Here is a 13,529-nt window from a genome sequence, read left to right as displayed (position 1 = left end):
TGATGCGCGCTCTGCTGCTGCTCGGCACTGCGGTGGTGGCCGGCCTGACCGGCGCGGCCCTCACGCTGGCCGGGGTACGGTCGCCGGTGACCGGCCCGCTGACGCTGCTCTTCGTCCTTTTCACGCCGGCGCTGTGCGTGGCGCTGCTGCTGAGCGGCCTGGACCTCCTCGCACGGGCGATCGTGGCGGGCGCGGCGTCGGTGGCGCTGGCGGCGGCGATCGCCGAGGTGATGCTGGTGACCGCGACCTGGTCGCCGAGGGGCGGCGTCGTCGCGACCGCGATCGCCTGTGCGGCGCTCGGCGTCGTCGCCGTCGTCGTTCCACGCCGCCGCGTCCGGCCGGCGCGATCGGCCACCGTCCCGGCCGGCGAGAACGCCGCGACGGAGTCCTGACCGTCCACGCTCTCCAGGGAAGACACCCCTCGCCGCAGGGCCGACCGTCCACGCTCTCCAGAGAACGCCCTGGGCCGCAGGACCGACCGCCCAGACTCTTCAGAGAACGCCCGGCCGCAGGGCCGACCGTCCACACTCTTCAGAGAAGACCCCCGGCCGCAGGGCCGACCGTCCACGCGCTCCGGGGAAGGCCGCAGGTTTTACCGTACGCTGTCGGCCTCAGGGCTGACCCCACGCCGTCGGCCGCGGGGCGTACGGCGGCCCCGCTTGCCCGCCCCATAGCGGCTCGTATCGCTCATTCAGGCGATGGCTCTTATGCCACCCATTTCGGTCATTAGGCGCTGACTCGTGCAATAAAAGGCAAGAGCCGCCATTTCAGGAATTCGTTGCTCTTTGTTGTCATCTTACCTTGTGATTATGTTGCCGAGAAAACCCCGGGGAATGCTAGAAAGCACGGCACTCTTTAGGACATTCAGGGAGTGCTGGCTCGTGAGGGCCATAGCGCCATTCCGACAAAAAAGGAGACCGACGTGCTGAAGAAGACGTGTGCCATCGGTGGCCTGCTTCTCTCCACCACCGCTGGCGCTCTGCTCACAAGCTCGCCCGCGTCTGCTCAGGTTCCGGCGTGGGGCGGCGGTTGCTGCGGTTCCCACAGCTCCTTCCGCCACTTCTCGCGGCACCACAACCGCAACTGGAACGGCAACGAGAACGAGAACCTGAACCACATCCGCCTCCACCTCAACAACCGGAACAACAACATCGCCGTCGCCCGCACGGGCCGCGACCGCGGCGATGACGGCCTCGGCCTCGGCCTCGGTGGCGGCCTCGGTGGTGGCCTCGGCGGCGGCCTCGGGCTGGGCCTGGGCGACGACTAGTCGCGGCCGGCACCGGGACGGCGGACGCCGCTGGACCCAGCCACGTCCACGACTCTCCCGTGAGGAACGGCCACTGAGCCGCTGAGTCGCCAAGCCGCCCGTACACAACGGGCGCCGGGGTGACGACTCCGGCGCCCTCGTTCGCCACCGCGAGCACCACCCAAAAGGCCGATCTCGGCATCAAGGAGGCAGACGTGCTCAAAAAGACGAGCGCCTCTCTCGGGCTGGTCATCGCCTCAGCCCTTTTCGCCCCGCTCACCAGTTCACCCGCGTACGCCCACGCGAACATACTGCGGGGGCAGCACGGTCACCACCGGTACAGCCACTACTCGCATCACCGCAACCGGAAGGAACGGTAACCACCACCGCGGGCGGATCTACATCCGGATCTACATCTACAACAAGAACAACAACCACGCGGTCGCCGTCGCACGCCCTGAGCGTCGCCAGGAGCCCGTCCGGCAGGACGACGGCCTCTTCGGCACATCCGACCGGGCAGTGCCCGGCGCGGTCCCGGTGGCCTGAGCCGGATTCCGCCTGCGGCCGCCGCGCTGCCCGACGATCTCATCTCGCGAAGCGATGGCCAAGAACCGTCAGGCCATCATTCTGTCTCACATATCCGACTTCAGGGTGAATGTTCCGGAGCCCCAAAATTTAAGGACACGTACGCCCTTTGTGGTCATCTTACCTGGCGATTATCTTGCCACGAAAACGCCAGGGAATCATAGAAAGTGCGGCGCTTCCGGTAAGCGCACAGGAGCGCCGGGTTTCGCGAGAGCCATCGCGCCATTTCCGACAAAGAAGGAGACCGACCGTGCTGAAGAAGACGGCCGTCACCGGTGGCCTGCTGATCGCCGCAGCCGCCGGCGCTCTGGTGACCACAGCGCCCGCGTTCGCCGCGCCCGCTCACCTGGCGACCAACCACAGCCGCAACTGGAACGGCAACGAGAACGAAGGCTACAACCACGTCCGTCTGCGCATCCACAACCGCAACAACAACATCGCGGTTGCGCGGGTCGACCCCCGGGAGGAGCAGCGCCAGGTGATCGTGGTGCGCGAGCGCGACCGCCGCCCCTTCATCGGGGCGGGAGGCATCGGGGCACCGATCGTCGGCTAGTCCGTCGGCGGTGTGGGCGTCGTCGCCTCGACGCCCACACCGCCGCCCAGCCAGAACAGCATCACCATCAGTTCGTGTATTCGGACGTCGGAGCATGCGCTCCGGCGCCTATTAATTTTCCACCCATGCGCTCTTTGTTTCCACCTTGCCTGGCGCGAATGTTCACGTGTTTTCACCGGGGAACACTAGCAGGTGAGGCGCTCGCCCAGACTCGCGAGAAAGCCACTGTGTAAAAGCCATCGCGCCAATCCGAATGATGAAGGAGACTATTGTGTTCAAGCAGATCATCGCGGCCGGCGGCGTTCTGGCCGCAGCTGCCACGGGTGTCGCGCTGACCGGCGGCATCGCTTCCGCGTCGCCGACCTGGGGCGGTGGCGGCTGCTGCTCCAGCTCCCACTCGCGCAGCGCGTTCTTCCAGTCGCACCGGAACCGCAACTGGAGCGGCAACGAGAACGAGAATCTCAACCACATCCGCCTCCACCTCAACAACCGCAACAACAACATCGCGGTCGCGCGGACGCCGGAGCAGCGCAACGACGAGCCGCTGGTCCTCAACGACGGCCGCCGCTGATCGCTTGACGCGGGCACGCTGAACGCGATCATCACGTAGGCGCGTTTCGTGCCGAAGAGGGCCACACAGGTCGCCGAATAATCTCGGCACCAGGCGCCGGAGCACTCGCTCCGGCGCCCTTAACTTTAGCGCCTCGATTTGGAATTACCTTACCCCCATGGCAAGTTACCGGAGAATACATTCGGGAATGCTGTGAATATGGCACTCGCTACACGCGAGAACGCCCGTTTGTAAAATAATCGCGCCAATTACAGGAGACCATCGTGCTCAAGAAGACGTGTGCCGCCAGCGGCCTGCTGATCGCCACGGCCGCCGGCGCCATCCTCACGAGCGCACCCGCGTTCGCCAAGGTCCCCATGGGGGGCGGTGGCTGCTGTGGCGGCTTCGGCAACGGATCCGGCACGCACAACCGGAGCTGGAACGGCAACGAGAACGAGAGCCTTAACCACATCCGCCTCCGCCTTCACAACCGCAACAACAACATCGCGGTTGCGCGGACGCCGGGACAGCGCGACGACCGGCCGCTGGTCCTCGACGACGACCGACGCCGCTGAGGCGTTCGGCTCGGACATCCTGAGGGCGATCATCACGCAGTACCGCTTCGCGCCAGAGAAGGCCGGAGGGGGCCGCCGGGAGACATTCGGCGCCCTTAGTTTCAGCGTCTCGCTTTGAAATCATCTTACCCGGACGGCGAAATGCCGAAGAAAAACGTCCGGGAACGCTGCGGACGCAGCGCTCTTTCTATGCCAGAGCGCCGAGCTGTGCATTTTATCGCGCCATCGATAGCAAGGAGAGGAGACCATCGTGCTCAAGAAGACGTGTGCCGCCAGCGGCCTGCTGATCGCCACGGCCGCCGGCGCCATCCTCACCAGCGTGCCCGCGTTCGCCGAGGTCCCGACCTGGGGCGGTGGCGGCTGCTGTAGCGGTTCCACCAGCCGGTTCGGCCACTTCAGCCACAACCGCAGCTGGAACGGCAACGAGAACGAGGGCTTTAACCACATTCGGCTCCGTCTCCACAACCGGAACAACAACATCGCCGTCGCCCGCCCCGGCGGTCAGCGGGACGGGGGGCAGGGGCTCGGCATCGGCCAGGTCGGCGCGGCGGGCTGACCCGTCCGGACGAAGGTCGGCCGACAGCGCCGACCCGCCAAAGCGCAATCGACCGCGGCCACCGCAATCTACGCGGGGCACCACAGGCGGGGCGCCAGAGTCATTGGCTCTGACGCCCCGCCTCCCATTACAGCTAATATCCTTTTATTCTCATCTTACCGAGCATATGTCTTGCGGCCAAAACAATCGGGAATGCTAGAGGTCGTGACACTCCCATCAATACGCGGGAGTGTGCCACGAAAGGCCATCGCGCCATTCCGATATAAGGAGACCGAACGTGCTTAAGAAGACTTTCACGGCCGGCGGCATGCTGGTCGCCGCGGCCGCCGGCGCCATCGCTACGAGCCTGCCCGCGTTCGCTGAGGTTCCGACGTGGGGCGGCGGCGGCTGCTGCAGCAGCTCCCACAGCAGCTTCTTCCACAACGCGCGGAACCGTAACTGGAACGGCACCGAGACGGACAACCTCAACCACATTCGGCTCCGTCTCCACAACCGGAACAACAACATCGCCGTCGCCCGCACCGAGGAAGGGCGCGACCAGCGTCCCATCGTGGTCCGGGAGCGCGAGCGTCGCGACTTCCTCCCGCCGGTGATCGGCGCGCCGGGCGTCTGACGGATTCCGATGACAGGGGTGGCTCCCGACGGCCGCACGAGGCACTGAGCCACCTATCGCACACCGGGCGCCGGGGTGAGGACTCCGGCGCCCTCGCCGTCGGCGACCGCGCCGACGGCGAGACCACAGACGACCCGGCCGTCCGGCCGGAATCTCAAGCACATCGATTGGATCCGTGGCGCCTGACCTCTTCGACGCCTCGAGAGAGCGCCCTTCGCGAGGCCCTCGGGCCGATCGGGAAATAGGAGACCGACGTGCTGAAGAAGACAAGCGCCTCTACCGGGCTGGTGATCGTCACAGCCGCCGGCGCCCTGCTCACGAGCTCGCCCGCGTACGCCCTGGACAGCCTCGCTCAGGGCTCGTGCTGTTCGATCCACCACCGCTCGCACCACCGGAACCGAAACTGGGAACGGTAACCACCACCGCGGGCGGATCTACATCCGGATCTACATCTACAACAAGAACAACAACCACGCGGTCGCGATCGCACGGCCAGAGCGCCGGGAACCGCGGGAGGTCCGGGTGCGCCGGGAACCGCGGGACCGGTTCCCGATTGACGGTGGCATCGGAGCCGGTGGCATCGGCGCCGGCGGCTTCGGAGCCGCCAGTCGTACGGCGCGTACGTTCCGCGACACCGCTCCGGCGGCGCAGGAACCCGCCGGAGCACCCGCTGTCGGGGCGGCGGACCAGAACACCGCTCCGAGCACGTCGGGAGCACCGGCGTCCTCAGGCGGAACGGCACCGGGCCTGGACGAGACCTCGACCGGCTGAGGCTTCGATCGCGCGACGACCCGCGGCACAGCGCCGTGGTCATGGCCACGATGCGGCCGAGCGCCGCCATCGTGGCCAGGGCACGGCGCGGTGCCGTGTCCCTCGCGCGCAAGGTCGTCCTTTCCAGACGGCACACCCGCGCCCGTAGCCGCCCCCACCCCAGACCACGACCGCCCCCGCGCGAATTCGGAGACTCGAGAGGGCCCAGGAGACGCACTCCCGTACAGCCCGCAGCCGCAGCGCGGACGGGCCAGAAGGCATGCCCCACACCCGAAGACACGCACGGCCGGACCTCACATCCGCCCCGCAGCCTCGTCTCCGCCTCAGACCCGCCCCGCAGACCGGCAACCACCCCGCCCGAGCCACACCCCCGCCCGACGCCGCGCCACCGCCCCCACGCCAGCCACCCACCCACACCACACCGCCACCCCCCACGCCGGCCACCCGCCCGACGCCACATCACCCGCCCGACGCGAATCCACACCGCCCGCCACGCCGGCGGCGGTGTGGCGTCGGCGGGTGTCTGGCGTGGGGCGGTGGTGTGGCACCGGGTGGGGGTGTGGCGTCGGGCGGTGGTGCCGCTTCGAGCGGGTGTCTGGCGTGGGGACGGATGGCGCGGTGGTGCGGCGTCGGGTAGTGGTGCTGCGTGGTGTGGGTTGCGACACCACACCACCGCCCGACGCGAATCCACACCGCCCCGCCACCCGACATCAGACCACCACCCGACGCCACCCCACACCGCCCCGCCACCCGACGCCGCGCCACCGGTCCCACGCCAGACACTCGCCCGACGCCAACCCACACCGCACAGCACCGCCGCCCGACGTCGCGCTATCACCTGGCGTCAGCCACCCGCCCGACGGCGCACCACTGACCGGCACGGCGAGCGCGCGTCAGGGGGTGTTGCGGACGGTAGCCCGGCGCGCCGCTCCGCGCCATACCCCCAACCGACGCCACACCCCCAATCCAACGGCGCGCCACCGCCCGACACCGCACCGCCAAAGGCCCGCGCCGCCGCCAGGCCGCCGGCCGAAGCTGCACCGGAACACGCTGCCGCCGCATGGACAACGCCAGACACGCCACCCGACGCGGTAACCCCACCCGATCGCGCGCCCACCACCCAACGCCACGCCCCTCGCCCGACGTCACACCGCCACCCGACACCGCACCGCCAACCGACATCGCGCCCCGCCAACCGGAGCCGCGCTATCACCCGACGCCGCGGCACCGCCCCACGCCAGACACCCGCCGGACGCCGCATCCCCGCCCGGCGGCGCGGCATCGCCCGGCGCCCGCGCCGTCGCTCGTGGCTTCCAAGGCGCCGGGAAGTCGCTCCGCAGCAGGCCTCAAAGGCACCATCTCGGCGTCCGATTCGGTCTATTTCTGCACTCTTTGTCGCGCTCTTACCCCACCGTGGGCCCATCTCGAAAGTGATCGGGAATGTACGCCATGGCGCCCAAATCGGGCATCACTGGCCTTCGTGCCATTTCCCGCAAGAAGGAGACGACGTGCAGAACAAGACATACACCCTTGTCGGTCTGGCCGTGGCCGCGGCGGGTGGTGTGTTGCTCACCAGTTCGCCTGCTCACGCCGGGACGCTGGTCCAGGGACATCGGCACCATCACTATTCCAGCCACCGCAATTACAACCGGAACGCGAACTGGAACCGCAACCGCAACGGCGTCGTGGTGCGCGTGAACGTGCGCAACCGCAACGTCAACACGGCCTGGGCCGGCGGCGGCGGGTTCAACCGTGGCTTCCGCGACTTCGATCGCGACAACGACTTCGGTCTGTTCCGCAACCGCTGCCGCTTCAGCTGCGGCCGAGGGTTCGGGTTCGACGACGACTTCGGCCGCGACCGGGACCGCGACGACGATGACCGCGGCGACAACATCATCGTCGGCAACGACTTCGGGCGCTGACCGAGGCCAGGGCGGCGGACGCGGCGCGCTGAGCGATCGCGTCGGCGGCCCCGGACAGGAACGGTCGCAAAGACCGCCGGGTCGCTGAGCCGCCCACAGCAGACCGGGTGCGGGGATCATCCCCTCACCCGGTCTCGCTCGTCCGGAACAGACCCGGCTACGTGCGGTAGGGGAGGCGCTTGATGCCGTTGTCGAAGTTGGACAGCAGCAGCTCCGGCTCCCCCGACGCGCGGATGCCGGGGACCCGGGTGAAGAGCTCCCGGAACAGCGCGGTGAGCTCACGCCGGGCCAGGTGCGCGCCGAGGCACAGGTGCGGGCCCGGCCCCCCGAACCCGACATGGGGGTTCGGCTGACGGGTGATGTCGAACCGGTCCGGCTCCGCGAAGACCGCTTCGTCGCGGTTCGCGGACAGGTAGAACAACACCACCTTCTCGCCCTTGCGATACGTGTGGCCGTTCATCTCGTGGTCGCAGGTCAGCGTCCGCTGGAACTGGATGATCGGCGAGACGTACCGCACGATCTCCTCGATCGCGCCGCCGATGCGGCGGTCGAAGTCGGCCAGCAGGATCGCCCGCTGGTCGGGATGGTCGGTGAACAGCTTCAGGCCGTGCGCGATCGCGTTGCGCGTCGTCTCGTTGCCCGCCACCAGCAGCAGGTCGAAGAAGGCGCCCAACTCCCGTACGGAGAGCCGTTCGCCGTCGACGTCGGCGGTGACCAGCGCCGAGATGAGGTCGTCGCCCGGCGCCTGGCGGCGTTCGCGGCCCAGCTGGGCGACCAGGCGGTGCAGGCCGACGATCGCCTTGACGTTGGCGCCGAAGAGCCGGAGCGTACGGACCCGCGCGACGTCGCCCCGGACGCCGGAGTACTCGGTCATGGCGTCGACGCAGGCGGCGACCTTCGCGTGCGCGTGTTCGGGGATGCCCATCATGGCGCAGATGACCTTGATGGGCAGGCGGGCGGCCACGTCGGCGACGAAGTCGCCGGACCCGCTGCGCAGGACGTCGTCGACGATCTCGGTGGCGGTCTTGGCGATGTGCTCGTCGATCTGCTCGAGCCGGCGCGGGGTGAACGCGCGGGACACGATGCGCCGCAGCCGCGCGTGCCTCGGGTCGTCCATGTTCACCATCGGGCGGCCGAACAGCAGGGCCACCCACGGCGGCGGCTCGGGTGAGGTCGCGGCGGGCTCGCTGCTGAACACCTTGGCGTTACGGCTCGCGTGCACGACGTCCTCGTGGCGCACGAGGGCGTAGAAGCCACGGCCCGCCCGCACGAAGGGGATCCGCTGTTCGGCGAAGAAGGCGGGCCGGCCGCGCGCCCGCAGCCGGGCGAACACCCGCAGCCGCTCCTCCGGGGGCCGGGCCCAGAACTCGAGTGTGGCGAGATCGTCGCTCATCGGACCTCATCGCGTAGGGGTGTCATCTGTTGGACGCCGGTGACCGTGGGGGCGGTCACGCGTGGCACCGGCCGGATCGCGTCACTCTCCGCGGCGATGTCCAGACGCGACCTCACGGATCGGCCGGGAGATCGTCCCGGCATCCTCTTCGGTGACTCACAAGCATCGCGCAATTACCGAGAGTTTCCAAGTGCCGGTCACGGGCCGGTCTTCGGCGGCGCTCAGGCGACGACGACGCGTACGCGGGGCCAGGAGTTGTTGACGTAACCCCCGGGGTTCCAGACGGAGGCGGCGGACTCGGGCTGGCAGCCGCCGTCGATGTCCCAGGCCCTCGCGACGATGGTGATCTCACCCGCCGGCAGGTCGAGGACCGCGCGCCACAGCCGCCACGCCCACCGCCCGTACGCCGGATCCAGGTCGGCCCGCCGCCAGGAGAGACCCCCGTCCGCGGACACCTCGACCCGGTCGACGCCTTGTTCGCCGCCGCCGAACGCGTACCCGTGCACCATGACCGGCCCGGCCGGCAGCACCGTTCTCTCGCCGGGGGCCAGGATGTCGGAGCCCGGCGCGACCGGCCCGAGCGGGGCGCCCTCGGGCAGCATCCGGTACGCGACGGCCTGGAAGTAGTTGTCCGAGGGCCGGTCCCGTACGGTCACGCCCGTGACCCACTTGACGCTGCGGGCCCCGATGTACCCGGGCACGACCACGCGGACCGGGCCGCCGTGCACGGGCGGCAGCGGACGGCCGTTCATGGTCCAGGCCAGCAGCACCTCGCCGGCCGTGGCCTTGGCCAGCGGGATCGACCCGCCGTACGTCTGTCGCGGCCGTGCCTCCAGGGAGACGTCCGGCGCGGTGAACTCCACGTGGACGGCGTCCGGTCGCGGCACCGCGTGGGCCAGCACGTCCGCCAGGCTGACGCCGGTCCAGCGCGCGGTCGAGATCGCCCCGGACCGCCAGGGCGTCTCACCGGGGATCGGGCGCACCGCCAGCAGGGCGGCGCGCCGGTCGCCCGCGCACTGGAGGGTCGCGACGACGTCGCGGCGCGGAAACCTGGTGTGCAGATCGTCGAGGGACAGCGTCATCGGATGCTCGACGAGCCCCCCGACCGACAGACGCCACGCGTCCGGGTCCAGGCACGGGACGGGGCCGTGACCGCGCACGAAGAAGGTGTCGACGGGGGTCAGCGTCCGGCCGGCGAGCGCCTCGGGCGGCGGCTCCGCGTTGTACGGCTCCGTGGTGTGCGTGATCATGTCGTCGCGCTTGCCCCACGGCACCATAGGCCACCCCCTCTAGCCGAAATACCCGAGCCGACCGGCCGGAGAACGCGGGCCGTCCACACGATCGTCGCAGGTCAGAGGGCAAATTGGGGTCGCGCGAATCAATCTGGACATGTAATATCCAGGTTATGCGCCTAGGCGAAGGGGTGGAGTGGTCACTGCACTGCCTCCTCACGCTCGGGTGGCTCGACAGTGACGAGCCGGTGCCGACGGCGAAGCTCGCGGCGATCTTCGAGCTTCCGCCGGCATATCTGAACAAGCGGCTTCAAGCGCTGGTCCGCGCGGGTGTGCTCAACTCGACCCCCGGAGCCCATGGTGGGTTCCGACTCGCCCGGTCCCCCGAGAAGATCACCGTCATGGAAGTGGTGGCGGCCCTCGAGGGCGCGGAGTACGCCTTCCGCTGCACCGAGATCCGGCAGCGGGGAGCGGGCAGGGGCCGGCCGCAAGACTTCCAACGACAGTGTGTGATCACCACCGCGATGCGGAAGGCGGAACTCGCGTGGCGGCGCGAACTCGCCTCCCAGACGCTCGCCGACCTGCTGGCGGCGGCACCGGGCGCGGCGGCCGAGCGGACCCGCGACTGGTTCGCCTGCGCCCGCTGACGCCGCCGCACGGGGGTGGCACGTGTGCGAGGAGAATCCGGATGTCCTGTATCTCGTCTTCGCGGAGCCGGTCGCCCGGCCGCGTCCCGGCGGCGCCGGGCGGCCTGAGCCCGACCCTGGTTCTGGTCCTCGGCACGTACGCCGTCGGCACCGACGCCTTCGTCATCGCCGGGTTCCTGCCATCGATCGCGGACGCGCTGAACGTGCCCGCCGCCGACGGCCGTCGGGCGATCACCCTCTTCGTGCTCACCTACGCGGTTCTCGCTCCGGTGCTGGTCGCCACGACCGCGCGTGTCCCGCGGCGGGTGCTGCTGGTCGGCGCGCTGACCGTCATCGGTCTGGCCAACCTCGCCTCGGCGCTGGCGCCGACCCTGCCGGTCCTCATCGCCGGCCGGATGCTCGCCGCCGCCGGTGCCGCCACCTACACGCCGATCGCCGCCCAGGTGTGCGCCGCGCTCGTACGGCCCCGGGCCCGTGTGGCCGCGCTGACCATGATCATCAGCGGTATGGCGGTCGCCGTTACGTTGGGACTGACGCTCGGCGAGATCGCCGGCCACTGGCTCGACTGGCGTGCCGCGCTCGGCACGGTGTCCGTGGTCTGCCTGCTCGCCGGGGTCGGCGTGGCGCTCACGTTGCCTTCGCTGCCCGGCCGGGCACGCGTGCGTGTGCGGCCGCCGTACCGGCCCCGCCTGACCGCCGTGGTGCCGATCGCCGTGCTCGGCATCGTCGTCGGCTATGGCGCCTATGCCTACTTCGTTCCGGGGCTGAGGGCGATCGGCCTCCCGGACGCCGCCGCCGTGGTGGTGCTCTTCGCGTACGGGCTGGGCGCGATGTTCGCCAACACGGTGACCGGGCTGCGCCGCGCCGGTGAGGAACGGCGCCGCATCGCGCGCGAGCTGCACGACTCGCTGACGCACAACATCACGCTCATCAAGGTCCAGGCCGGCATCGCGGTGCACCTGGCCCGGCAGCGCGACGAACCCGTGCCGGAGAGCCTCCTGGCCATCGAGGAGGCGAGCACGGAGGCCATGCGCGAGCTCCGCGCGGCTCTGCACCTGCTCCGCGACCCCGACGGCAGGCCCGCCGGTGGCGGCCTCGACCGCCTTTCCGGCCTCATCGACCAGGCCCGCTCGGCCGGCGTCCCCACGGCGATGACCGTCAGCGGTGAGCGCCGTACGCTGCCCGGCGAGGTCGACCGCACGGCCTACCGCATCGTCCAGGAGGCCCTGACCAACGTCTCCCGGCACGCCGGCGGCGCGTCCGCGCTGGTGCGGATCGCCTACCGCCCGGACCGCCTGACGGTACAGGTGGACGACGACGGCCTGGCCAGACCGGGCGCGCCGCCCGAGCCGGGCATCGGCCTGACCGGCATGCGTGAGCGGGTCGCCGCCCTCGGCGGCCGGCTGCACACCGGCCCCCGCCGTGACGGCGGCTTCACCGTCCAGGCCGAGCTGCCGCTGGGCGCCTCCGACGCACCCGCCCCCGCCCACAGCCGAGGCCCGTGAGCCCGCGTCGTCGTTAGCCCTTGTACGAAGCCCGGGGGACACGTCGTAGCCTTGATCGGGTGATTGCGGCATTCGGCGAACCAACCGGGCAGGGCCTGACCCAGATCAGTGAGCTCCTGATCGCCCTGGTCCTGTCCGCCGCGATCGGCGTCGAACGCGAGATCCGGCAGAAGAGCGCCGGGCTGCGCACGCACACGCTCGTCGGCTTCGCCTCCGCGCTGATCATGCTGGTGTCCAAGTACGGTTTCACCGACGTGCTGGACGGCCACATCGTCCTCGACCCCTCCCGGGTCGCGGCGCAGATCGTGTCCGGCATCGGTTTCATCGGCGGCGGACTCATCTTCGTCCGCCGCGACGTGGTGCGCGGCCTGACCACCGCGGCGGCCGTGTGGCTGACCGCCGGCGTGGGCATGGCCGCCGGGGCCGGGCTCTGGCTGCTCGCGCTGCTCGTCACGGCCGGGTACTTCCTGGTGATGGTCGTGCTGACGCCGCTGGCGGCGCGCCTGCCCCGCTCCAAGTACACGCCGTCGCTGCTGCGCATCACCTACCTCGACCGCCGCGGCATCCTGCGCCAGGTGATCGAGTGCTGCACGGAACGCGGCTTCATCATCGGCCGGCTGTCCGTCGAGCAGAGCGACCCGCAGTCCGGCACGGTCTCGGTGATGCTGGCCGTCCAGGGCGGCGGCTCGATCAGCGAACTGACCGCGAAGCTGGCGGAGATCGACGGGGTCCTGACCATCACCAGCGACGACGTGAACGCCCCACAGCTCTGACCCCGAGATCACTCCGTCGTCGACCGGCAGGCCGACGTCAGGCGGTCGCGTGTCCCGTCGCCGAGGTTGCGGACGATGTACCGAGCGGGCCCAGACAGTGCGCGGGCCACGACGGTGAGACCGCCTCCGTGGCGTGGATCCTCTCCAAGGCCTTGTTCAGGCGGGTCAGTGCGAGGTGACCGCCCTGCGCCGCCTCGTCCCCGTGGGTCGCCGGGAGCTCTCGCAGCAGTACGAGGTCCGGTGTGTCCGCGTCGCCCGGCCGGACGTCGAGCACGGCGAACCGGCTGCCCGGGCCGAACATCACGTCGCCCCGTCCGGCCGCCGCGCCGTCGTCCGTGTCCGCGTCGGCCAGGGCGGCGACGCGGCGTGCGGTGTCGGACCAGATCACGTACACCGTGGCGGTCGGCGGCCAGCCGTACGCGTCGTCCCCGGAGAGGGACAGGCCGCCCACGGGGCCCGGCTCGGTCAGCACCGTGCCGGTCAGGTCCGTGCGTGCGGGAGTGTCGACGCCGTGCAGCACCGCGCCCCGGTACGTCGGCAGCCGCCCCAGCCCCGAGGCCAGACACGCCAGGTACGGGTGGAGCGCCGCGTCGCCCGAACGGGCCGCC

At 70.1% G+C, this 13,529-nt stretch carries 15 protein-coding genes; 12 read left to right on the top strand and 3 right to left on the bottom strand.

The window, feature by feature from the left end:
* Positions 1-2: 2 nt before the first annotated feature.
* The 9 genes from ACFFNX_RS19725 (at position 3) to ACFFNX_RS19685 (ending at position 7,371) form a co-directional block, all read left to right on the top strand.
* Positions 3-392: a hypothetical protein gene (locus tag ACFFNX_RS19725; protein WP_378203970.1), complete on the top strand. Its 390-nt coding sequence runs from the start codon at positions 3-5 to the stop codon at positions 390-392.
* Positions 393-922: 530 nt separating this feature from the next.
* Entirely contained in the window at positions 923-1,267 is a 345-nt protein-coding gene (locus ACFFNX_RS19720; RefSeq protein ID WP_378203967.1) for a hypothetical protein, read from the top strand.
* Between the two features lie 814 nt (positions 1,268-2,081).
* The gene (locus tag ACFFNX_RS19715) at positions 2,082-2,384 is read left to right on the top strand and encodes a hypothetical protein (RefSeq protein ID WP_378203964.1); all 303 of its coding nucleotides are present in this window, start codon (positions 2,082-2,084) and stop codon (positions 2,382-2,384) included.
* Positions 2,385-2,655: 271 nt separating this feature from the next.
* A complete protein-coding gene (locus ACFFNX_RS19710; protein WP_378203961.1) occupies positions 2,656-2,955 on the top strand; it encodes a hypothetical protein in 300 nt (99 codons plus the stop codon).
* A 263-nt stretch (positions 2,956-3,218) separates the two neighbouring features.
* Positions 3,219-3,509, top strand: a complete 291-nt coding sequence (locus ACFFNX_RS19705; protein ID WP_378203958.1) for a hypothetical protein — start codon at positions 3,219-3,221, stop codon at positions 3,507-3,509.
* A gap of 250 nt (positions 3,510-3,759) precedes the next feature.
* Positions 3,760-4,065 (top strand): hypothetical protein, encoded by a 306-nt coding sequence (locus tag ACFFNX_RS19700; RefSeq protein WP_378203955.1) that lies wholly within the window; start codon positions 3,760-3,762, stop codon positions 4,063-4,065.
* A gap of 277 nt (positions 4,066-4,342) precedes the next feature.
* Positions 4,343-4,678, top strand: coding sequence for a hypothetical protein (locus ACFFNX_RS19695; RefSeq protein WP_378203952.1), 336 nt, complete (start codon positions 4,343-4,345; stop codon positions 4,676-4,678).
* A 254-nt stretch (positions 4,679-4,932) separates the two neighbouring features.
* Entirely contained in the window at positions 4,933-5,094 is a 162-nt protein-coding gene (locus tag ACFFNX_RS19690) for a hypothetical protein (RefSeq protein ID WP_378203949.1), read from the top strand.
* A 1,863-nt stretch (positions 5,095-6,957) separates the two neighbouring features.
* Complete coding sequence (locus ACFFNX_RS19685) at positions 6,958-7,371, top strand: hypothetical protein (RefSeq protein ID WP_378203946.1); 414 nt, start codon at positions 6,958-6,960, stop codon at positions 7,369-7,371.
* Between the two features lie 157 nt (positions 7,372-7,528).
* On the opposite strand, the gene ACFFNX_RS19680 is transcribed toward ACFFNX_RS19685, so the two are convergent.
* Together ACFFNX_RS19680 and ACFFNX_RS19675 are read right to left on the bottom strand one after the other, a co-directional pair.
* Positions 7,529-8,764: a cytochrome P450 gene (locus tag ACFFNX_RS19680; protein WP_378203943.1), complete on the bottom strand. Its 1,236-nt coding sequence runs from the start codon at positions 8,762-8,764 to the stop codon at positions 7,529-7,531.
* 221 nt (positions 8,765-8,985) lie between these two features.
* The gene (locus ACFFNX_RS19675; protein WP_378203940.1) at positions 8,986-10,041 is read right to left on the bottom strand and encodes a sulfite oxidase; all 1,056 of its coding nucleotides are present in this window, start codon (positions 10,039-10,041) and stop codon (positions 8,986-8,988) included.
* Positions 10,042-10,169: 128 nt separating this feature from the next.
* On the opposite strand from ACFFNX_RS19675, the gene ACFFNX_RS19670 reads away from it, so the two are divergent.
* The 3 genes from ACFFNX_RS19670 to ACFFNX_RS19660 are packed head-to-tail and all read left to right on the top strand — an operon-like array spanning position 10,170 to position 12,921.
* The gene (locus tag ACFFNX_RS19670; protein ID WP_378203937.1) at positions 10,170-10,643 is read left to right on the top strand and encodes an RrF2 family transcriptional regulator; all 474 of its coding nucleotides are present in this window, start codon (positions 10,170-10,172) and stop codon (positions 10,641-10,643) included.
* A gap of 41 nt (positions 10,644-10,684) precedes the next feature.
* Positions 10,685-12,148, top strand: coding sequence for an MFS transporter (locus ACFFNX_RS19665; protein WP_378203934.1), 1,464 nt, complete (start codon positions 10,685-10,687; stop codon positions 12,146-12,148).
* Positions 12,149-12,207: 59 nt separating this feature from the next.
* Entirely contained in the window at positions 12,208-12,921 is a 714-nt protein-coding gene (locus ACFFNX_RS19660) for an MgtC/SapB family protein (RefSeq protein ID WP_378203931.1), read from the top strand.
* Positions 12,922-12,958: 37 nt separating this feature from the next.
* Here ACFFNX_RS19660 and ACFFNX_RS19655 read toward each other — a convergent pair.
* The coding region (locus ACFFNX_RS19655) for a hypothetical protein (protein ID WP_378203928.1) at positions 12,959-13,529 on the bottom strand (571 nt) is incomplete at its 5' end.

The organism is Actinoallomurus acaciae (assembly GCF_042429965.1).
GTDB classification, from domain to species: Bacteria; Actinomycetota; Actinomycetes; order Streptosporangiales; family Streptosporangiaceae; genus Actinoallomurus; species Actinoallomurus acaciae.
The sequence above is the reverse complement of the archived record's forward strand: the minus strand, read 5'-3'. Positions and strand labels throughout refer to the sequence as shown.